The organism is Chryseobacterium sp. R2ACT005 (assembly GCF_049949215.1).
Lineage (GTDB): Bacteria > Bacteroidota > Bacteroidia > Flavobacteriales > Weeksellaceae > Chryseobacterium.
Map to the genome: position 1 here is coordinate 3,461,345 of NZ_CP188192.1, position 19,573 is coordinate 3,480,917.

Here is a 19,573-nt window from a genome sequence, read left to right on the forward strand (position 1 = left end):
TTAATGATCAATGATCAATGATAAGAAGATTTTAGGATATCAATTATCATTGATCATTCATCGTTTATAGAATTTATTTATTATGCGGTTTCAGCATATTTTTCGGATCAAGGATTTCGTCCAGTTTCTCCTGGGAAAGAATTCCCTTTTCAAGAACAAGATTGTAAACACTTTTCCCGGTTTCCAATGCTTCTTTGGCAATCTGTGTAGACTGTTTGTACCCGATATAAGGGTTAAGCGCTGTTACAATACCGATGCTGTGCTTCACCATATTCAGACAGATCTCTTTATTGGCCGTAATTCCAACCACACATTTCTCGCGAAGGGTATCCAAAGCATTGCAAAGGAAGTTGATATTTTCCATGATTGCATGGGAAAGTACCGGCTCCATTACATTAAGCTGCAGTTGTCCTGCTTCTGCTGCAAAAGTTACGGTAAGATCATTCCCAAACACTTTGAAACAAACCTGGTTTACCACTTCGGGAATTACCGGATTTACTTTACCTGGCATGATAGAAGATCCCGGCTGCATTGGCGGAAGGTTGATTTCAAAAAGCCCAGCTCTCGGACCTGATGACAGTAATCTTAAATCGTTACAGATCTTTGATAATTTCACAGCAAGACGCTTCGTTGCTGAAGAGTAGATGACATAAGATCCTGTATCTGGTGTTGCTTCCACTAAATCCGGTGCTGAAACAATTGGGTATCCTGTAATCTGAGCCAAGTTTTTAGCACAAAGTGTAGCATAACCTACCGGAGCATTTAATCCTGTTCCGATAGCTGTTGCCCCCATGTTTACTTCAACAAAAAGATTTGCATTGTTATTCAGCTTGGAGATATCTTCTTCTAATGTAGCTGCATACGCTTCAAACTCCTGCCCCAACGTCATTGGAACGGCATCCTGAAGCTGTGTACGGCCCATTTTGATGACATCATGAAACTCCTTTCCTTTTGCACGGAATGCAGCAATAATTTTTTCAAGCTTTTCTACCAGTCCGATGTTCATCTGCAGCAATCCCATTTTGATGGCTGTAGGATAAGCATCATTGGTTGACTGGGAAAGGTTGATATGATCATTAGGTGAACAGAATTCGTATTCTCCTTTATTTTTTCCTAATTTCTCCAATACGATATTGGCAATTACTTCATTGGCATTCATGTTGATGGAGGTTCCTGCGCCACCCTGAATCATATCTACCGGAAACTGGTCATGATATTTCCCGTCTACAATTTCATCACACGCTTCTGCTATTTTAAAATAGAGGCTTTCATCTAAAAGTCCTAGTTCATAATTGGTTTTTGCTGCCGCTTTTTTTACAAAAGCCAACCCTTTTATGAAATCCGGATATGAAGACAAAAGCTGTCCTGAAATTTTAAAATTATCAATAGCTCTTTGTGTCTGAACCCCATAATAAGCATCTAAAGGCACATTCAGTTCGCCTAATAGATCACTTTCTTTCCTGAAATTTTCCATTACAGATATTTTACTGTTTTTGATCGTTTAAAGATAGCAAAAACGCATCTAACCGATGCGCTTTAATTTGAATTATTTTACTGGATATTTTTGATTTAAAGCTTGCAGTATTGCCCATGTTTCGGCATCCATGATTCCGTCATAATTCTGCGGACGGAAATGGTACTGGAATGCTTCAATTGTCTTCTTGGTGGCATCATCCCAGGTTCCGCTAGGCTCCAATCCGTATCCAAATTTCTGCAATGAAGTCTGAATAAGGAAAATAAAGCTGGATTCATTATATCTTGCCGTAATGTCTGCCTGCGCTGCCTCAAGATAAGTTTGCTTGGCTGCTTCATCATACCACATCCCAATCTGGTATTCATCATACAGTTTTTTCCATGGGAACATTGGTCCCGGATCCTGTTTTCTTGTAGGAGCAATATCTGAATGGGCAAGTACATAATTAGGCTGAATCTGATATCTTGTTACAATATCTTTAACCAATGCTGCCACTTTTTTCACCTGATCATCACTAAAAGGAGCAAATGTTCTTTTACCTGTAGCATCTGTAGTATAGCCGGCATTTACAATTTCAATCCCAATAGAAGTATCATTAAGATTTTTGTCATTTCTCCATGAACTGATTCCTGCATGGTATGCTCTTTTGTTTTCGTCTACCAACTGATAGATCTCGTTGTCTCCCGTATTGTTTACCAGATAGTGGGCACTCACCGCCTGCTGGGTAAGAACGGTAATAGATTTGTCATCTGCAAGAGCTGTATAATGTAATATTAAGTAACGTTGTCTGAAGTTTTGGGCTACTGCAGGGAAATAAGTCTTTACAACTTTATATCCTCCCGGCTTTGCAGATACAATAGAACCATAACTTATCGTATTATCATTTTTTGTTGGGTCTGCTATATTAGTAGTAAAAAAGTCAACTCCACGATCGGATACTACTTTTGGTTTCGGAGCAACCGGAGATGTTGTCTGAACCTTCGGTTTCGCCTGTGTTATTGGGGTTTTCGGTTTGTAAGTATTTTTTTTCACATTTTGCTGAGAAGTACATGAAAAAACAAAAGTGCTTAATCCGATGATATATAATGTCTTACGCATCAGTTTGGTTTTTGGATGATTTATTACTTCAAAAATACACAAAATTTTCTTGAATTTTATTTGGTAAATAAGGAAATCTGTTCTATATTTGCACTCGCAATAACGGAACAACGATCATTAAAAAATAAACAAAAAGGAGGGTTGCCAGAGTGGTTAATGGAGCAGTTTGCTAAACTGTCGACGCGAAAGTGTCGCAAGGGTTCGAATCCCTTACCCTCCGCTCTTTTATATATTCGGGGCGTAGCGTAGTCCGGTCATCGCGCCTGGTTTGGGACCAGGAGGTCGCAGGTTCGAATCCTGCCGCCCCGACTGTTTTAGTAGTTTTCTCAAAACTACTTAATGGGTGCGTAGCTCAGCTGGATAGAGCATCTGCCTTCTAAGCAGACGGTCAAAGGTTCGAATCCTTTCGCGCTCACATAAAGACTTACTGGAAACAGTAAGTCTTTTTTGTTTCTATATCACCCTGTTTATAACGCTTTGAGATACTTTGAAATAGTATTTAAGGTATTATCAAGCCTGGCTTGAATGTCATATACTTTGGTTTCTGAAACCAATTATTTCAGTTCTTCTTCCAGCTTATCAGCCTCTAATTTTCCACTGCTCTTTATTTCCCTATAATCTTCTTTAAAGGTCATATTCTTCAAAATAAACGAGCCATAGAAATACTATAAAAACTTCTAGCCTCTAAACTGAATTAGCTACGATTTAGTCTGGAAATTAGGATCAATTAACGATACTTTTAATGAGACTATTAAAACTAACAGAAACGAATATAGTAGCTATAACAAGCAAAGTAGGCCAACTCAGATTTGGCTGAAAACTTGTAACTGTACACATATAGTTAATTAATAAGACTGGATATTTTAAAACTAAAAAATCGAGGCATTTACTCCTCGATTTTTTTTATATAGATTGTTGTGAGATAGTATTAATATAATAAAACATGATTTAGAATCTATTATAGCAATTAAAAATACATTTTCACCAAACTATTCTCTTCCATTTCGTTAATGTATTTCTACTTAACTTAAAATGCCTTGCTGTTTGGGTATTGTTTAAATTATTATCTTTTTGATAATTAAGAACCATTAATATGGTTGTCTTATCATAAGATTTAAATTTTGCATTTTCATTATTGCTATCTTCCACCAGTAATTGGTTAATTTTTATAACATCTAATACCGTAAAATTCGTCTTTACGAGAGTTCCTATTGCACTTTCCATTTTATGAGGATATTTTCTAACAATCATATCGTAAAATATTTTCTTATAATTAGGTGAAGAAGCTTTCATATCTTGTTATAACAATTAAAATTACATAAACTACTGATTTACACCGTATTTAACAACCCATTTATAAAGGGTAGTCTTTGGAATATTATATTCTTCAATAATCTCATTTTTACTTTTTTCTCCAGAATTTATTAACTCTAAGAAAAAATCAATTATCTCTTTGGTATAGATATTTTTTTTAAATCTTGGAAGGGTCGTTGATGAAGCTTTAACATTACTCTCAGTAGCTGGAGAATATAAAATTAAATGTTGTGTGTATATTCTAAAAAAATCATACTCAGTTAATTTACTCCAACGAAGAATAATTTCTGAATCCATACTTTTCAGGTGATACATTCTATAGACCTCCTCAGTACTACACATAAAGAAACTACAGATTCTTTCCAAATCTAATTCACATTCCAAAACTCTTTTTTCAATTAAACGACCAATATGAATATCTTTAAATTCCATATTTCCTTAACCATTTTTACGATTTAGTTAATTAACTTAATTAATATGTAGCATATGTTAAGTTTTGAACATCTCCAGTTGCCGGAGTAGTACCTAAACTTTTAAAACCATTATATCCTGCAACCAATAATCGGCTTCCACCTTCTGTAACACCACTTCCCATCGCAATCATCACCCCATAATACCCCATATCCACAGCTGTTAATGTTACCTCACCATCAAGCAATGAAGTAGAATGCAATGTCCAGTTTACGCTTTGGCCAACACCACCATTTCCAAATCTATAATTATAAGAGAAACCTGTATACCATATAAAATGATTGGTAATCACTACAGCTCCGTCCATATCCATATCAAAATCAACAATTGTCTCACCAGAAGCTAAGGAAATACTGTCAGAAAGCAACATTAAATTACTGTTGGTGGCATTTGCATTTCCTTTACCTATCCTATATAGTGGAAATCCTTGTGCTACAGACCCCCATAATGTATTATTATCCATCAGCGCAATCAAAGAGTAATACCCAATCATTACTTTAACCACTTTAGCACCTGATGCAGTTGCCGGAGCAAAAAAACTGGTTATATCCTGAGGGGTAGAAATAAATGTTGCAGTGGCTCCCCAAGGTCCTGCATAGAAATTATATCCCCAGGCAAATACTTTACCCGTTGCATCGATAGCAGTAAACATATTGTAAGGAGTTCTTTCTTGTTCACTCCAAATAGATTTGATATTACTCAATGTTGGTATTTTAGTATAAGTTAAAGTATTTCCTACTGTAGTTCCTAGTCCGGTTTGCCCTCTTGCATTTTCACCCGCAGCATATACATTACCAAGATTTGTTAATATGATTGTATTATAAGCACTCTGCTGAACCTGAATTGGATTTTCCCCAGCTGCCAAACCTGCTATAGTAACTTTCGTCCAGCTGCTTATCACATCTCCATTACCTCCGGTGCCAAGTTTCCCACCATAATTATATCCGGTAACAAAGATATCCCCGGAAGTGGTAATGACAGTTCTAGACTCTAAACCACTATTTGTTGTAAGTGCCGATTTTGCCATCAATCTGGTAGCCGGACTTTGGGTTCCGGCAGGGGAAAGACCTAAACCATACGATGTATAACCAGCCCCCGTAAGAAAGTTCTTATCTGTAATACTATTGAAGGCACTAGTATAATATGAATAATCAAATCTTTTTTGCATAAGCGGACTAGTAGTACTAGAATATTTGCTAACCATCCAAAACCTATCTCCTAGAACAGATGTTGATATCAATCCCTCTACTGCTGACTTATCCAGAAGGCAATCTGACCATCCTGCAGATGTATTCAGTCGTAAACATTGCTTTATAGAATCATATACAACTGTAGCTTCCACTGGAACAGCACCTGCTGGAGTAACTGTTGAGGGAGCAGAATCCACAATAGGCATCACTACACCTAATTTCTTTGTTACGTTTTTCATGTGAAGTATACCCTGAGGGTTTGTTGTGTTTATACCTACTTGACAAAAAACATTCGATACTGTTAAAATGGTAATTAGTAAGGGTAATAAATTTTTTTTCATGATTGTAAATGTATTTGATTTGTTTTTTAGGGAAACTGCCTCACTTGGCACAAGACAAATGTATTTATAAACAAACAGGATATTTACAACACCATTAATTCATTTATACAATATGATTTAAAATAACCTTTTTATTATTTCAATAGATTAAAACACATTTAATATATGAATTGTTATTTACAAAGAGTAATTAAAAAACTTAATATATTGATATAAAGATTATTAACGAAGACAATATTAAAATTTACTTTAGTTTAAACACTCGCGAATGTTTTGATATAGAAATAAAATAGTAATTGATTTATTTTTTCTTTTATTTTGCTAACAGAATTTTCTTTAGAAGATTGAAAAACATATTTGATAATTGTTATAAAACTATCATTTAAAAAAGCAATTGTTTTTTAAATGGTAAAATCATAATCCTTATAATGAAAAATGTCAGTTAAATGAAACTAGTTAGGAACACCCAAAATATGACGAGTGATCAATTAAAAAGAGATCTTATAGCCAAATATGTCTTGATTATAACAATCGTTTTAAGCTTTTATTCTATTTATTTATACTTTTTTGCTTCAACAACTTTTTTCTCATATTATATTTTGGGATTTCTATTTCTTGTTTTATATACCTGGGTAATTATTCTTCCAAAATATGATATCAATAAAATTGTCCATATCTATATAATTTCTGTTTCGATATTTCTTACTTATATAATGCTTAATGTCTGGAAAAACAATACACTTGTTTCAATGTGGTTTTTACCGATAATTGTGGCCGCTGACACATTCTTTTCAAAAAAATATGTATACATATATACTATATATGTAACTCTATTAATTATTACCATATTTTTATTAAATCAAATATATAACTTCAATGAATTGACACTTGTATCTGAATCATCAAGAAAAGCATCTGAAGTGATTATATTTTTTTCAAATTTATTTATACTAATACTGTTAATGCATTATAATCGTTTGATAAAAAAAAAGGAAAGTGAAGAAAAATATAGCAGTGGTAACTTAGAAAACAAAGATAGTTTTCCCAATATCAATTCATTAGATCTCGAGAAAAAGGAAGATAAAGATATTGAAAAGTATATGATTTTATATGCTAGTATTAAAAAAATCATTGAGGATGAACGTTACTTTGCAAATTCGAATTTTAGTTTATCAGACTTATCTTCACTTATTAATTCAAATGTGATATATATATCAACAGCAATAAAATTAAATGGTTATGACAATTACACTCACTATTTAAACTTCTGCAGAATACAAAATGTAAAAAAAATGCTTAAAGAAGAAGATTTGAATAAAGTTAATTTTATGTATATTTATACCGCTTCAGGATTTTCCAACCAAGTTACGTTCAATAGAGCTTTCAAAAGAATTGAAGGAATTACACCTTCAGAATATATTAAAAATCTTAATGTTGACACTATAGATTAATCATTTATTACTAGATGGTTTTTACAGGAAATGAGGTAAAACGGCCATCTCTTTAAAACTTCTTAATCATAAATTTTTCTTTATTTAAAATTAATTATTTTTCAAGAAACATCTACTTTTAATGGATGCTATTTTCTCATCTTCGGTCACGGAAATGCTGTTGAATCAGAAGCGAAGCTTGATACTTTTGATAAGAATAGTGAACCAACTATGACCTTTTTAAATAATTCAGAAGATGCCACTAGATATCCATTTTATACCTCTATAAATGATACTCAGAAAGTAATAAAAATACATTTATCATATTCTGATAAACTCAAAAATATTGATTCTCTATATATTTCTTTCCCAATAACATCCCCCACTAGAATTCTCAAATGAACCAATAAAAACACCTGTAGTCGCTGGATTATTTTGATAATCAGCTTCATTTGAGAAACCAATCAATCCATATTACCGTCCGGTGATAAAATAAAGCCTCCATGAGTAATATTATAACTACCTCCCATTGTGTTTAATTCATCAAATAACAGACTATATCATATACCCGTTGTGCATTTTAAATTATATTTGATTTTACATTCTTGATGTTTCTGTTGAAGTAATTTTCATTGATGAACTGAACAATGAGTCTTTTTTGTTTATATTAGTTCCATGTATATAATAAAAGAAGATTTCTAAATGCGTCTTCTTTTAAACCACAATCACAGTACGATTTACCTTTAGATAGCCGTACTGCATTTAGCCACAAATTGTTCAAACTTCCGATCGGTATTTTGCATAATCGGCCCATGACCGAAACAGATAATGGCAGGGTTCAGTTCTGCTAACTTCTGGAGCGATTTGATATTACGCTTCTGATCCGAAGTGAATATGCCTGGTGGAAGCCGCAGACCAGTCGCTGTTGTGAGCAGGTTCATATTTACCGCCGCATCTCCGATGATCAGTACACCATCTCGCTCACGAAATAAAGAAATATGACCTGCCGAATGCCCGGGCGTTTCTATTACCCGAAAGTTTCCGATCTTATCGTTTTCAATGATTGTCTGTTCGACTTTATGTCCCTGACCTGCCCAGTACTTTTGCTGCAACTTTGCTACCCAATGTTGTGGAGTTGGGTAATCGTTGGTCACCATACCCGTTTCAGTCCTAAAAACTTCGTCGGGATGACAGAGCAAAGGGATTTCAAACTCAGCACAAATCTGATCACTACAGCCCTGATGGTCTGCATGCGCATGCGTCAGTACATGTTGATAAACAGGAATTTTCTGGAGAGTTTTTTTTACAGTGGTATATGAACTGCGTATTCCGGAGTCTACCAATACGCCTTCGATAATATAACAGTTGATACTATTTCGGGGCATCAGTGAAATCTGGAACACTTCAGGAGCAATTTGACGTAACATTGTTTTTTTGTGCAAATCTACTTCACTGACAAGGACTTCATAAGGACATTTGTCCTATAATACATTGGGTCTGTGTATTTGTCCTTTCGCGCGTGTAAGTGATCGCTGCGTGATACCCAGATATGATGCAAGATCCTGTGTCGTTACGCGCTGGACGAGCTTGGGTTCGTTAGACAATACATGACGGTACTTATCCAGAGCGGACCTATTATTATAGTTCAGCAGATAACGTTCCTTTTGGTTGTACTCCTGCTCCATCACCGATTTTATAACACTATTCCAGGCAGCCACCTGACAAAGCAGATGCTGATAGTCCGGATAATTTATCCTATAGATTATGCTATCTTCTATAGCTCTGATACTCCTTCTGGATTTTTCCTGGGTTATAAACTCTGAAAACGAGGTGACAAATTCATTTTCAAATTTAAAGCAGGTTATATTTTCCTTTCCTTCTTTGTCGATAGCGTATGCTTTTACAGCACCGCTAACTATAAATCCAACATAACGGCAGGATTCATCTTCGCGAATAAAAAAATCACCTTTTTTTAAGCGGACTGATTTGAAGAACTGAGCAGAAAAGTTGATTTCCCCAGCTGATAGTTCTCCTGTAGAGGATAGATAATTTTCAAATATGTCAGTCATTTCTCAATCTTTTCAGCCTTTTATTTCTTTTTAACCATCTATGGATTACATATCAAATCCAGCATCCAAATCTAAGAATTATTGTATATTCCAAACGAACGGTTATTGTATATTCAAAAAAGTTGCAGCTTTTTTCTTTTGTTCAAGTCTTAGTAAAGATACGGTATGTGAACAGTAAAGGACCTCGAATTCTCTTAATAAAATTGAAATTCCAGGTTTATAAGCATTTATTCTTATCTAAAAAAACATTGAAACTACCAGCTAAACGTGCAGCTATTTTTGAGACAGTTTTTATCCTTACCACTAAGGTATTTCCCAACATCAGGAAAAATATGACGAATTGACATTATTTTTCTCTTGGCATTATTTTCGACTAAATGATAAATAGTTTTCATAAAAGGCTTTTATTTTTTATTAAATTTAAAATCAAATAAGAAAGTGAATAGGCATTTAGCAACTGTATAATTTTAAATGGATGAAAAAAATACTTTACACTTTTATAGTTTCTGTAATTGCAGTTTTAATCCTGAATAAAATTGTTTTTAAAGATATCCCTGAAAAAGAAAAACAGGAACTCCTGAACGATGTCCAGCGGTATAAACACCCTATAAAAAGTATTTCTATGGAATATCCGGATAACAGCGACCTGAAGATTCTGGATTATGTGCTCAAAGACAACAGGATTGTAATGCTGGGAGAAAACATTCATTATGACGGCGCTACCATGAAAGCCAAAAGCAGACTCATCAAATATCTCCATGAGAATCTGGGGTATCATGTTCTATTGTATGAAGCCGGCCAGTATGATACCTGGATGATGAATGAGGAAATGAAAAACCACAGCCTTAAAATTCCCTCGGCTTCTATAGGAGGATTGGGACTTTTCGATTTCTGGTGGAACAACAGAGAAACCCAGCCTCTGATCAGCTATTATCAGAAAACGAAAGCTTCAAATCACCCCATAGAACTGGGCGGGTTTGATATACAGTTTTCCGGAGAGGAACTTTATGACAGACGCAGTAAGCTTTTGAAGGATTTTTTAAGCAAAAATTCGATTGACCTTAAGCCATTTCCTCTTTTAAATAAACACATCAATCAGATTTCCAATTTTATGTACAAGGGATTTGCCGGAAAAATTTTATCCGGAAATCAGAAAAAGGACTTTCTCAATGAAATAAGCCGACTTGAACAGATAGTTTCAAAACTGAAAAAAACACCTGAAAACAGAATATATACCCGGTATTTACATGATATGAGAAACAATTTTGATAAAATATGGAAATATGAAGCAGGATCTACGCAGAGTATGCAGTTCAGGGATTCTCTGATGGCTAAAAACCTTATTTATCAGATTGATTCTGTGTATCAGGGACAAAAAATCATTGTGTGGTGTTCAAACCTTCATACTTTTGCAAGCCGGTACAGCAAAAATTATTTACCTCTGGGCGCTCATCTCAAAAGTAAATACGGAAAGGCTTCTTATATGATTGATTTTTCATCCTATACCAAATACAATAAAACCGGAACTCCCATGGATAAGCCTGGAAAGCTCGCCATCGAAAATACATTTCATGCAACAAAGACTCCTTATTTCTTTATCAATCTCAGAAGTATCCCGGAAAGTTCTGTACTGAAGAAAGAGTTTATATCCACCATCAATCAGGGAACAGATCAGAAAAAGGTCTGGAGCCAGTTTTTTGACGGAATATTTTATATAGACACCAATACTTTTTTAACCTCTCACGAATAATGGAAAGCATTACTACTAAAAACCTCAGTTATACCATAGGTTCTAAAACCATTCTGAACAATATCAACCTCAATATTCCTGAAGGCAGTGTTTATGGCTATCTTGGAAGGAACGGAGCGGGAAAATCGACTACGATTAAACTTCTTTTAGGGCTTCTGGAATCATCGGCCGACAATATTTTCATTCAAAATAAAAGCTTACAAGAGAACCGGACAGAGATTCTTGCCAGTACAGGAAACCTGATTGAATCCCCTTGTTTTTATACAAAACTTACTGTTTTTGAAAACCTAAAGTATCTGGATATCATCTATGGCAAAGGAAATAAAAGAATTGATGAAGTTCTGGAACTGGTAGATCTGCATAACGAGAAGAAAAAAAAGGCAACAGCTCTATCCATGGGAATGAAGCAGCGCCTGGGAATTGCAATGGCTATTTTTCATGATCCGAAACTTCTGATTCTGGATGAACCTCTCAACGGACTTGATCCTCAGGGAATTTTTGAAATGAGAAAACTCTTCCAGCATCTGAATGAACAAGGGAAAACCATTTTCCTTTCGAGCCATATTTTGAGTGAGCTTGAAAAAACAGCTACCCATATCGGAATTATTGAAGGCGGGCAAATAATTTTCCAGGGAACAAAGAATGAACTTTTAAGCAAAGTCGAAAAAGAAGTTGTTTTAAAAGTCAATCCTGTTGAAAAAGCATTATCTCTACTCCAAGACACTTATTCCGCAACACTGAATAATATGAACAAAATTTCAGTGAAAATCAATGATGACAAAGAATTCAATGATCTTCTTACCATGTTAATCCAAAATGGAATTGAGATTTATGACATAGAGTCTCAAAGCACTAATCTTGAGCAGATCTTCATTAATTTAATTTCTAAAAACCATGACTAATACCAATACTTTTTTAAAGGCATTTTCATCCGAACAGTATAAACTTTCCAAAAACAAAGAAATTTTCGGAATTCTGCTCGTTCCTGTCCTGATTATCTTCGCGGTTGATCTGTATATGGTTTATGATGTACTCCGCTCCGGAATAGAAGAATCTGAGGGAACAATAAATCCATGGAAAGCTTCATTGGGAAAAATCGTATTTATGTTTTTTTATCTGTTGCTTCCTATACTCGTTTCTCTTTTTGTGCATGCCTGCTGCGATGTGGAATACAGAAATAATAATTATAAAATTCTCTTCACGCTTCCGGTTTCCAAGACTAAAATATTTTTCTCGAAAGCTATATTCATCCAGATCACTGTTTTATTCTCAGTGCTTTTCTCTTATCTGGCTTTATTGTTAAGCGGATATTTGCTAAGTATTGCTTTTCCACAGCTGGGCTTCCAGAATTATGACTTCAGAGAAGTGATATTTTATGTCTTTGTGAAATTCTTCATTACTCTTTCTGCTATTGCCATGGTGCAGCTAACTTTGAGTCTTCTTTTTAAAAACTTCATTTACCCTATCGGTTTTGGCGTATTCATGCTGCTTTTCACGACGATTATCTATCAGAAAAAATTCTCCGATTTTTTGATTTATACCGGAGGCTACAAATCAATGGATAACTTCATGAGTGAAAATATCGCTTTTGAAAGAATAGATTACTGTAATATCGCCTCCGTTTTTATCTTCATGGCTGCGAGTTTTTACCTTTTTGTAAGGAAGAAAGGGGGATAGATAAAATGTTGGAAGCAGGGAGCTTGAAGATGGGAGTTACTGTCAGCCTACATATTAATTAATTTCCAGCTTCAGGCGTTCCAACAAAGGCTTATGCTACTCCTTTTATTTTTACACTAGTTTTAGCGGCCTCGATTTTCTTATTATTTCTAAGCTCACGCTTCATTTTACGGTAATCCCAGGGTGCAACAGCATTTACATCCTTCCAGAGACCGACTTTTCTATATTGTGCATTTTCCTGAATTTTACCTAAAGAAGCATCTTTGGAGTAAGCAAAATACCACCATCCCATTCCTGCTTTGATAAGTTCTTTGGAAAGGTATTTGCCGTCATCATAATAAACCTTTGCAATAGATCTCCCATAACGGTCCGTGTTCGTCTCAACAAAGCTTACTGTTTTCCCAAATACCTGGGCAGAAGTAAACTGTTTTGCATTTTTCCCAAATGCCTGTCCACTTTCAGGACAATCGACTTCAGCCAGTCTGAGTTTTTTTTGCTGGTTCCCTTTTAACAGTAAAGTAATGGTATCTCCGTCTGAAATTTTGATCACTTTTCCGGTAGTCTGTGAGAATAAGAATACAGGGAAAAGTAAGTACGCCAACATTAATCGTTTCATGAGGCAAATATAGGGATTAGTAGAGCTTTTTAATGAAAAAACCTCGCGTTTTGCGAGGTTTTTTTTAATATTGAATTAAGTTATTTGATTTTTTTCACCTCAAAGTTGGGAGACTTTGCGAAGCGGAATATTAAACAAGAAATTATTATTTATCTAAACCAAATTTATCTTCATAATTAAATCTTTCAATTTTATCAGAATTTTTAATAACTACCTCTAAAGAGCCTTTTGATTTTAATATCGAATCTCCAACAGAAACCTTATCCCACCAGTCTCTATAAACCACTATACTATCTTTATTGCCATACACCAAGAATGGTATATTGTGATTTTCATGATTTACATACTTTTTGCTAACTCTTGATTTTATTTCCTTATCTCTAATTTCATCTAAAAAACTACCTTTGTCTTTTGACGAAAATATCAATTTATATAAAAAGACTAATACAGCAACGATTAAAATCATTAATAAATTTTTATTTCTACTCATTATTTCGAACTTTTTGTAACCTCTTTAACAAACCTTGTTTCGGTTCTTGACAATGAAACCCCAAATCACTGCCTATTTTTCTGGACAATCGACTTCAGCCAGTCTTAGCTTTTTTGATGATTGTCTTTTAAACAATAAAGGTTATCTCCCTCTGAAATTTTGATTACTTTTCCGGTAGTCTGTGAGAATAGAAATATCGGAAAAAGTACGTACAGCAGCATTAATCGTGGGGCAAATATAGGGATTAGTGGGGCTTGTTTAATTAAAAAACCTCGCGTTTTGCGAGGTTTTTTTTAAATATTGAATTAAGTTATTTGATTTTTTTCACCTCAAAGTTGGGAGACTTTGCGGAACAGAAGCAAATATTAAGTAATCTTAATTATTAAATGCTATTATTTATTTTAAAGACTAAATCATCTATATAAATATTAATACCAGTTCTTTTTAAAATTTCTAAAGACCTAAAAAAATAACTATTTCCCAATGTTTTTTCTAAAGCGTCTGCTGAATTTATATACAAATGAAATTCCTGCATATTATTATTCTTACTTACATCTATAGTATGGTCATGAAGTGAATCTAATCCCAGTCCCATAAAACCTCTTTTTCCAAAGAACAATTCACCTAAATAACAGAAAAAATCTTCTTCATCTCTAACAATATTTCCATCCATTTTCATGATGTTATTCTCAGCACTTATTTTATAAAAACCTTTATTCCAAATAAAACAAGCCAGAAGATAAGAGCTTTTGACTTCTTTATTTTCATACTTTTCCCAGCTAAAATCTGAATGATTAAACCAATCGTAAAAAATTTTAATGAGATATTGAGCATATCCTCTTCCCGTAATACTCATTTTATTAATCATAGTTCCATAAAGAATAATTCCGTCTGGCTCATTATAATCATACTCTGTTAAAACATAGTCTACAAGAAATCGGGTTTCATACAAAGCTTTTTTTATACCAGCTCTATTATCAATATTTATGACCAGTCTAATTTCAGATTTTTCTAATTCTTCTAAAATAATGAATTTAGCCTCAGGTTTAACCTTTAGCAATAATTTATCATTGATAATTTTCCTATCTCTAGTAAGATCTAAATAATCTATTTTAATATTATTTAAAAATATCTCCATTTTATTTACTCACTTGTTTTATTTCATGAATTACGTTATAATCAGATTCCATACTATATCCATATTTTACTGTACCATCTCTTTCAACCCTTCTTAAAATTCTATCATGTGCATTAGTTGATTTGGATACCTCGAATTCTTCAGCACCAATCCATTTTTTTTGAGACCCATAGCCTATTTTCCCTTGTTTATACTGATCTCCTCTAAAAATCTTAACACTTCCATCTGCTTCCAATTGTGGTTTTCCTCGGCCAGCTGCAACTTCAATTACTTCTTTATTAACAAATCCATTCTTGGTTGCCATAAACCCACAGCCATCATTGTGTACAAGAATTTTATGTTCAGAAACAAAATAATTATGATTTCCATCAATCTCTAAATTATAAACATTTTCTATCTTGTCTATAATTTTAATATCATCTACTTTTATTAAGTGCCCCTTATCATTGACAACAAGGTCTCCTCTTTTTAAATCTTTAGCATGAACCCAATTTCCTTTAATATAAAAAGGATGTTCTGGTGTGCATATAATTTTAGAGTTATTTATAGATAGTTCTAATAATTGCTTAGTAATATTACGTGAAAGTGAAAGAACTTTTTTTAACTCATTTTGCTTCTTAATTTCATCGTAAGACCACACCTTGTCTCCAATCTCAATATCTTCTATAGGTTTCAGACCATCTGAAGTATAGACCAAGGTTCCTTTCACGAAACAAAGTAACATTCTTGTATACATGCTCTTAGCGATACTACCTACAGCCGATACACCCCCAAAAATAAATAATTCTTTAGTAGCTTCTGCTCCTTCCTGTTCATATTTTTTTGCCTGAGCCTCATTGCCTTTATCTCGCCAATGAGTCTGCATCTGCATACTATGAGCTGCTTCTCCACTAGCGTAAGCAATCATAATCTTAGTTCCCAACCTCTGGTTAAGAATGTGTCTACCAACGCAAAGGAAGCCATATTAATATTTTTAGACAATTCTAGATACTCACCAGCAACCTGAGATCTTGTCTGAGGATTATCTCCATAAATATTCCAGCTTAGTGTCTGTTTACCATTAGGATCAACATATTTAATCGGATTCTGATAAGTATAAATATAAGGATTTAGGTTACCACAATAAAATACTCCTCCATTATGCTGTCCTTCACCGTAAAACTCAGTCTCCATCGCCGGATTGTAAACAGCCAACGGATCTACCCCATACCAGATACTCGCTCTCGGGTTATAATATCTCGCTCCGTAATAATACAGCCCTGTTTCTCTATCCAGTTCTTTTGCATTGAACTTGTATGGGTTATCATATACTCCTGTTCTCTGCTCCAACATCGTCTCTCCGAATGGTAAATTTAAGAAAAACTGAGACGTCTAATCACCCGTATTGTTATATAATTAACTGTTCGTAAATGATCACCAAGCAATATAATTCTAACACTCATTATTATTTTTTACGAAGCAAAGCTCCTTTTCTCTTTTCCGAACAATCGACTTCGGCCAGTCTGATTTTTTTTTGCTGATTACCTTTTAGCAATAAAGCAATGGTATCTCCGTCTGAAATTTTGATCACTTTTCCGGTAATCTGTGAGAATACGAATACAGGGAAAAGCACGTACAACACCATTAATCGTTCCATGGGGCAAATATAGGAATTAGCCGTTATTAAAAATGAAAAAACCTCGCGTTTGCGAGGTTTTTATAAGACCTACTTATATTTGCCAGTGACCAATACTTATTGGCAATGAAGGGTAAGCTTTCATAAAATTACTATACTCAAAATATTGGAAATAGAAATGTTCAATATTAATTTCAATTCTATCAATACTTATCGTAAGATTTAAAAAAAAAGTTACAAATTCTTTAATAAAATCATTAATATTAATTATAATATTTTTATCAGCATACACCCCCCCATTTATCTCATTACTACTATAACCTCCTCCCCAGTAAATAGAATGCTCTTCTACAAAAGCAATAAAACTATTTATTTCATAAGTATCAAATTTATGTCCATTAATTAAAATTTTAAATTCAAATATATCTTTCATTATTTTTTAATTTCTTTCTTAGTAACATCATCAATTATACTATTAACCTGTTTCTTGATATTTGATAGAGTGCCTTTTGGAATGTCTTTTTTACCATGGTCAGCAACAGTAACGTATAGTTCTGAACCTGGATATTTAAATTTCTTATGACTTCCTGCTTGGGCAACTTCTTCAAATCCATTTTTTTCCAATTGTTTAATAACTTCTTTAGAATTCATAACTTTTTTCCAAGCAATATCACATGGTCCACCATTATGCACTAAAATAGATGAATTAGTAACAAAATAATTATGGTTATCTTCTACTATAAAATTATAGACATAATTTAATTTTTTTACTTTTTTTATTGAAGTTACTTGAATATATTCACCTTTATAATTCGATAATAAATTGCCTGGTTTAATATCTGAAGCCTTAACCCATTTTGCTGCAATATAAAAGGGGTGTTCAGGAGTTGATAAAATTATCTCATTATGAGTAGTAATTTCCATCAAGTCACGTGATAAATTTTCACTTACTTCATTTACTTTTTTAAATTCAGTTTTCTTTGTTTGTAGATTATAAGATAGAACTTCATCTCCAATCTTTATATCTTCGATCTTTTTATATCCTCCTGACACTTTAATCAATGTTCCTTTTACAAAACATAGAATTTGTCCGAAAGACTGCATACTTTTTGCAATTTTTCCTACAGCAGATACTCCCCCAAAAACCACTAATTCTTTAGTAGCTTCTGCTCCTTCCTGTTCATATTTTTTTGCCTGAGCCTCATTGCCTTTATCTCGCCAATGAGTCTGCATCTGCATACTATGAGCTGCTTCTCCACTAGCGTAAGCAATCATAATCTTAGTTCCCAACCTCTGGTTAAAAATGTGTCTGCTAACGCAAAGGAAGCCATATTAATATTTTTAGACAATTCTAAATACTCACCAGCAACCTGAGATCTTGTCTGAGGATTATCTCCATAAATATTCCAGCTTAGTGTCTGTTTACCATTAGGATCAACATACTTAATCGGATTCTGATATGTATAAATATAAGGATTTAGGTTACCCCAATAAAATACTCCTCCATTATGCTGTCCTTCACCGTAAAACTCAGTCTCCATCGCCGGATTGTAAACAGCCAACGGATCTACCCCATACCATATACTCGCTCTCGGGTTATAATATCTCGCTCCGTAATAATACAGCCCTGTTTCTCTATCCAGTTCTTTTGCATTGAACTTGTATGGGTTATCATATACTCCTGTTCTCTGCTCCAACATCGTCTCTCCGAATGGTAAATTTAAGAAAAACTGCATACTCTGAGCACTTGAATTGGTAACAAATGTTGCTGTTCCTAAATGGTCATTATGCAAATAGTATAATCCTAATAGTCATTATTATTTTCTACAAAACATAGCATTTTTACCAAATGCCTGACCATTTTCCGGACAATCGCCTTCAGCTAACCTCAGCTTTTTTTACTGATTTCCTTTTAACAGTAAAGTAATGGTATCTTCGTCTGAAATTTTGATTACTTTTCCGGTAGTCTGTGAGAATAGAAATATAGGGAAAAGTAAGTACGCCAACATTAATCGTTTCATGCGGCAAATATAGGAATTAGTGGGGCTTTTTAATTAAAAAACCTCGCATTTTGCGAGGTTTTTTATTGAGGTTAGTTTTATTCTCAGTTTTATTTTTGCATTAAAGTTGGGAATTTACCTTAATAAAAGAAATATTACTAAAATCAAAATTATATTCAAATAATTTCAAGATATTATTTCAAACTTTATATTACGATACTCTTTTCTTATAATTTTATCAATATATAACTTGTCTTGAAACTTAATATCCAAATATTTTTTTAATTCTATTGTAATCTTTTGTTCTGAATTTCTAATAATATTATTAAAAGAGTCTTGAAAAGAATATGAATCATGTCCAATATACCCCCTATCTCCGAAAAAAGAATTTCCAACAACGTTATAAAAATCGGCGTTTGATTTTACTAATTCTAAATTAATCTCATAAAAAGTTTTATTCAATTTACTTGGAACACCGCTCCACATTAAACATGAATAATTATATGAATTTTTACATTTAGCACTTAAATCTAAAAAAGAAATTATTTCCCCATTTCCCCATTTCATAAAAAAGTCCACTACATTTTGATCATAATCCCTTGCATCAAAATCAATAATAGGAATCCCTAATAATTGGACATTTTCTTGATTAATACTGAAGTCTTCAATCCTAAAATTAAATGTATATAATATATCTTTTTCATTATATTTATTTATAATCTCAATAACAAAGTAGACAAAATCAGAATCAATAAAAATTTGCTCTATATTATTTTTAGAGTAAACACAATTTGTAAGGATAAATTTTTTTGAAAATTTATCCTTAATTGAATTCATTTTAATATTAAATGATTCCAATATTTTTATATTGTTGTTTTTAACTTGTACATTAATAAGCAT

22 protein-coding genes and 3 tRNA genes are annotated in these 19,573 nt (G+C 33.4%); 7 read left to right on the forward strand and 18 right to left on the reverse strand.

Translation table 11 applies throughout. From position 1 onward, the window contains the following. Nucleotides 1–73: 73 nt before the first annotated feature. Nucleotides 74–1,474, reverse strand: coding sequence for an aspartate ammonia-lyase (gene aspA / locus ACPF63_RS15810; RefSeq protein WP_077415755.1), 1,401 nt, complete (start codon nt 1,472–1,474; stop codon nt 74–76). Nucleotides 1,475–1,546: 72 nt separating this feature from the next. Further along, the gene (locus ACPF63_RS15815) at nt 1,547–2,572 is read right to left on the reverse strand and encodes an N-acetylmuramoyl-L-alanine amidase (protein ID WP_426480555.1); all 1,026 of its coding nucleotides are present in this window, start codon (nt 2,570–2,572) and stop codon (nt 1,547–1,549) included. A gap of 135 nt (nt 2,573–2,707) precedes the next feature. Here ACPF63_RS15815 and ACPF63_RS15820 point away from each other — a divergent pair. From ACPF63_RS15820 to ACPF63_RS15830, 3 genes are all read left to right on the forward strand, one after another. Further along, nucleotides 2,708–2,792 (forward strand) — tRNA-Ser (locus ACPF63_RS15820). Between the two features lie 14 nt (nt 2,793–2,806). After that, nucleotides 2,807–2,881, forward strand: a tRNA-Pro gene (locus ACPF63_RS15825). A gap of 32 nt (nt 2,882–2,913) precedes the next feature. Then, nucleotides 2,914–2,987: transfer RNA gene (locus ACPF63_RS15830), tRNA-Arg, on the forward strand. A 566-nt stretch (nt 2,988–3,553) separates the two neighbouring features. Here the strand turns inward: ACPF63_RS15830 and ACPF63_RS15835 are convergent. The 3 genes from ACPF63_RS15835 to ACPF63_RS15845 are packed head-to-tail and all read right to left on the reverse strand — an operon-like array spanning nt 3,554 to nt 5,786. After that, the gene (locus tag ACPF63_RS15835; RefSeq protein WP_077415759.1) at nt 3,554–3,865 is read right to left on the reverse strand and encodes a hypothetical protein; all 312 of its coding nucleotides are present in this window, start codon (nt 3,863–3,865) and stop codon (nt 3,554–3,556) included. A gap of 30 nt (nt 3,866–3,895) precedes the next feature. Then, on the reverse strand, nt 3,896–4,318 hold the full coding sequence (locus ACPF63_RS15840; protein WP_426480556.1) for a transposase: 423 nt from the start codon (nt 4,316–4,318) through the stop codon (nt 3,896–3,898). A 40-nt stretch (nt 4,319–4,358) separates the two neighbouring features. Next, nucleotides 4,359–5,786 (reverse strand): hypothetical protein, encoded by a 1,428-nt coding sequence (locus tag ACPF63_RS15845; RefSeq protein ID WP_426480557.1) that lies wholly within the window; start codon nt 5,784–5,786, stop codon nt 4,359–4,361. Between the two features lie 548 nt (nt 5,787–6,334). Here ACPF63_RS15845 and ACPF63_RS15850 point away from each other — a divergent pair. Continuing rightward, nucleotides 6,335–7,339, forward strand: a complete 1,005-nt coding sequence (locus tag ACPF63_RS15850) for a helix-turn-helix domain-containing protein (protein ID WP_426480558.1) — start codon at nt 6,335–6,337, stop codon at nt 7,337–7,339. 722 nt (nt 7,340–8,061) lie between these two features. On the opposite strand, the gene ACPF63_RS15855 is transcribed toward ACPF63_RS15850, so the two are convergent. Beyond that, the gene (locus ACPF63_RS15855) at nt 8,062–8,745 is read right to left on the reverse strand and encodes an MBL fold metallo-hydrolase (protein ID WP_426480559.1); all 684 of its coding nucleotides are present in this window, start codon (nt 8,743–8,745) and stop codon (nt 8,062–8,064) included. A gap of 54 nt (nt 8,746–8,799) precedes the next feature. Beyond that, complete coding sequence (locus tag ACPF63_RS15860; protein ID WP_426480560.1) at nt 8,800–9,387, reverse strand: Crp/Fnr family transcriptional regulator; 588 nt, start codon at nt 9,385–9,387, stop codon at nt 8,800–8,802. 475 nt (nt 9,388–9,862) lie between these two features. Here ACPF63_RS15860 and ACPF63_RS15865 point away from each other — a divergent pair, with 475 nt between their 5' ends. The 3 genes from ACPF63_RS15865 to ACPF63_RS15875 are packed head-to-tail and all read left to right on the forward strand — an operon-like array spanning nt 9,863 to nt 12,814. Next, on the forward strand, nt 9,863–11,137 hold the full coding sequence (locus tag ACPF63_RS15865) for an erythromycin esterase family protein (protein WP_426480561.1): 1,275 nt from the start codon (nt 9,863–9,865) through the stop codon (nt 11,135–11,137). Next, nucleotides 11,137–12,039, forward strand: coding sequence for an ABC transporter ATP-binding protein (locus ACPF63_RS15870; protein ID WP_426480562.1), 903 nt, complete (start codon nt 11,137–11,139; stop codon nt 12,037–12,039). The genes ACPF63_RS15865 and ACPF63_RS15870 overlap by 1 nt, the downstream gene beginning before the upstream one ends. After that, entirely contained in the window at nt 12,032–12,814 is a 783-nt protein-coding gene (locus tag ACPF63_RS15875; RefSeq protein ID WP_426480563.1) for an ABC transporter permease, read from the forward strand. The genes ACPF63_RS15870 and ACPF63_RS15875 overlap by 8 nt, the downstream gene beginning before the upstream one ends. Nucleotides 12,815–12,905: 91 nt before the next feature. Here ACPF63_RS15875 and ACPF63_RS15880 read toward each other — a convergent pair whose 3' ends face one another. From ACPF63_RS15880 to ACPF63_RS15930, 11 genes are all read right to left on the reverse strand, one after another. Then, nucleotides 12,906–13,430: a thermonuclease family protein gene (locus ACPF63_RS15880; protein WP_426480564.1), complete on the reverse strand. Its 525-nt coding sequence runs from the start codon at nt 13,428–13,430 to the stop codon at nt 12,906–12,908. Nucleotides 13,431–13,575: 145 nt separating this feature from the next. Next, on the reverse strand, nt 13,576–13,920 hold the full coding sequence (locus ACPF63_RS15885) for a hypothetical protein (protein ID WP_426480565.1): 345 nt from the start codon (nt 13,918–13,920) through the stop codon (nt 13,576–13,578). 382 nt (nt 13,921–14,302) lie between these two features. Further along, a complete protein-coding gene (locus tag ACPF63_RS15890; protein WP_219072311.1) occupies nt 14,303–15,058 on the reverse strand; it encodes a hypothetical protein in 756 nt (251 codons plus the stop codon). 1 nt (nt 15,059) lies between these two features. Then, complete coding sequence (locus ACPF63_RS15895; protein WP_426480566.1) at nt 15,060–15,980, reverse strand: Hint domain-containing protein; 921 nt, start codon at nt 15,978–15,980, stop codon at nt 15,060–15,062. Then, complete coding sequence (locus tag ACPF63_RS15900; RefSeq protein ID WP_426480567.1) at nt 15,962–16,390, reverse strand: RHS repeat-associated core domain-containing protein; 429 nt, start codon at nt 16,388–16,390, stop codon at nt 15,962–15,964. The genes ACPF63_RS15895 and ACPF63_RS15900 overlap by 19 nt, the downstream gene beginning before the upstream one ends. A 112-nt stretch (nt 16,391–16,502) precedes the next feature. Further along, the gene (locus tag ACPF63_RS15905; RefSeq protein ID WP_426480568.1) at nt 16,503–16,694 is read right to left on the reverse strand and encodes a hypothetical protein; all 192 of its coding nucleotides are present in this window, start codon (nt 16,692–16,694) and stop codon (nt 16,503–16,505) included. 73 nt (nt 16,695–16,767) lie between these two features. Continuing rightward, nucleotides 16,768–17,106, reverse strand: a complete 339-nt coding sequence (locus ACPF63_RS15910; RefSeq protein ID WP_426480569.1) for a hypothetical protein — start codon at nt 17,104–17,106, stop codon at nt 16,768–16,770. Next, nucleotides 17,106–17,963: a polymorphic toxin-type HINT domain-containing protein gene (locus ACPF63_RS15915; protein WP_426480570.1), complete on the reverse strand. Its 858-nt coding sequence runs from the start codon at nt 17,961–17,963 to the stop codon at nt 17,106–17,108. Before ACPF63_RS15915 ends, ACPF63_RS15910 begins: the two co-directional genes overlap by 1 nt. Next, a complete protein-coding gene (locus ACPF63_RS15920) occupies nt 17,945–18,466 on the reverse strand; it encodes an RHS repeat domain-containing protein (RefSeq protein WP_426480571.1) in 522 nt (173 codons plus the stop codon). The genes ACPF63_RS15915 and ACPF63_RS15920 overlap by 19 nt, the downstream gene beginning before the upstream one ends. 105 nt (nt 18,467–18,571) lie before the next feature. Continuing rightward, the gene (locus ACPF63_RS15925) at nt 18,572–18,694 is read right to left on the reverse strand and encodes a hypothetical protein (RefSeq protein ID WP_426480572.1); all 123 of its coding nucleotides are present in this window, start codon (nt 18,692–18,694) and stop codon (nt 18,572–18,574) included. Between the two features lie 165 nt (nt 18,695–18,859). After that, entirely contained in the window at nt 18,860–19,573 is a 714-nt protein-coding gene (locus ACPF63_RS15930; protein ID WP_426480573.1) for a hypothetical protein, read from the reverse strand.

What these genes read in the sequence shown, in the direction of transcription:
- ACPF63_RS15875 (WP_426480563.1), top strand. Translation starts at nt 12,032, where the DNA reads ATGACTAATACCAATACTTTTTTAAAGGCATTTTCATCCGAACAGTAT.
- aspA (WP_077415755.1), bottom strand. Translation starts at nt 1,474, where the DNA reads ATGGAAAATTTCAGGAAAGAAAGTGATCTATTAGGCGAACTGAATGTG.
- ACPF63_RS15865 (WP_426480561.1), top strand. Translation starts at nt 9,863, where the DNA reads ATGAAAAAAATACTTTACACTTTTATAGTTTCTGTAATTGCAGTTTTA.
- ACPF63_RS15930 (WP_426480573.1), bottom strand. Translation starts at nt 19,573, where the DNA reads ATGCTTATTAATGTACAAGTTAAAAACAACAATATAAAAATATTGGAA.
- ACPF63_RS15885 (WP_426480565.1), bottom strand. Translation starts at nt 13,920, where the DNA reads ATGAGTAGAAATAAAAATTTATTAATGATTTTAATCGTTGCTGTATTA.
- ACPF63_RS15855 (WP_426480559.1), bottom strand. Translation starts at nt 8,745, where the DNA reads ATGTTACGTCAAATTGCTCCTGAAGTGTTCCAGATTTCACTGATGCCC.
- ACPF63_RS15925 (WP_426480572.1), bottom strand. Translation starts at nt 18,694, where the DNA reads ATGAAACGATTAATGTTGGCGTACTTACTTTTCCCTATATTTCTATTC.
- ACPF63_RS15890 (WP_219072311.1), bottom strand. Translation starts at nt 15,058, where the DNA reads ATGGAGATATTTTTAAATAATATTAAAATAGATTATTTAGATCTTACT.
- ACPF63_RS15880 (WP_426480564.1), bottom strand. Translation starts at nt 13,430, where the DNA reads ATGAAACGATTAATGTTGGCGTACTTACTTTTCCCTGTATTCTTATTC.
- ACPF63_RS15845 (WP_426480557.1), bottom strand. Translation starts at nt 5,786, where the DNA reads ATGAAAAACGTAACAAAGAAATTAGGTGTAGTGATGCCTATTGTGGAT.
- ACPF63_RS15840 (WP_426480556.1), bottom strand. Translation starts at nt 4,318, where the DNA reads ATGGAATTTAAAGATATTCATATTGGTCGTTTAATTGAAAAAAGAGTT.
- ACPF63_RS15815 (WP_426480555.1), bottom strand. Translation starts at nt 2,572, where the DNA reads ATGCGTAAGACATTATATATCATCGGATTAAGCACTTTTGTTTTTTCA.
- ACPF63_RS15900 (WP_426480567.1), bottom strand. Translation starts at nt 16,390, where the DNA reads ATGTTGGAGCAGAGAACAGGAGTATATGATAACCCATACAAGTTCAAT.
- ACPF63_RS15860 (WP_426480560.1), bottom strand. Translation starts at nt 9,387, where the DNA reads ATGACTGACATATTTGAAAATTATCTATCCTCTACAGGAGAACTATCA.
- ACPF63_RS15870 (WP_426480562.1), top strand. Translation starts at nt 11,137, where the DNA reads ATGGAAAGCATTACTACTAAAAACCTCAGTTATACCATAGGTTCTAAA.
- ACPF63_RS15835 (WP_077415759.1), bottom strand. Translation starts at nt 3,865, where the DNA reads ATGAAAGCTTCTTCACCTAATTATAAGAAAATATTTTACGATATGATT.
- ACPF63_RS15910 (WP_426480569.1), bottom strand. Translation starts at nt 17,106, where the DNA reads ATGAAAGATATATTTGAATTTAAAATTTTAATTAATGGACATAAATTT.
- ACPF63_RS15905 (WP_426480568.1), bottom strand. Translation starts at nt 16,694, where the DNA reads ATGGAACGATTAATGGTGTTGTACGTGCTTTTCCCTGTATTCGTATTC.
- ACPF63_RS15850 (WP_426480558.1), top strand. Translation starts at nt 6,335, where the DNA reads ATGAAACTAGTTAGGAACACCCAAAATATGACGAGTGATCAATTAAAA.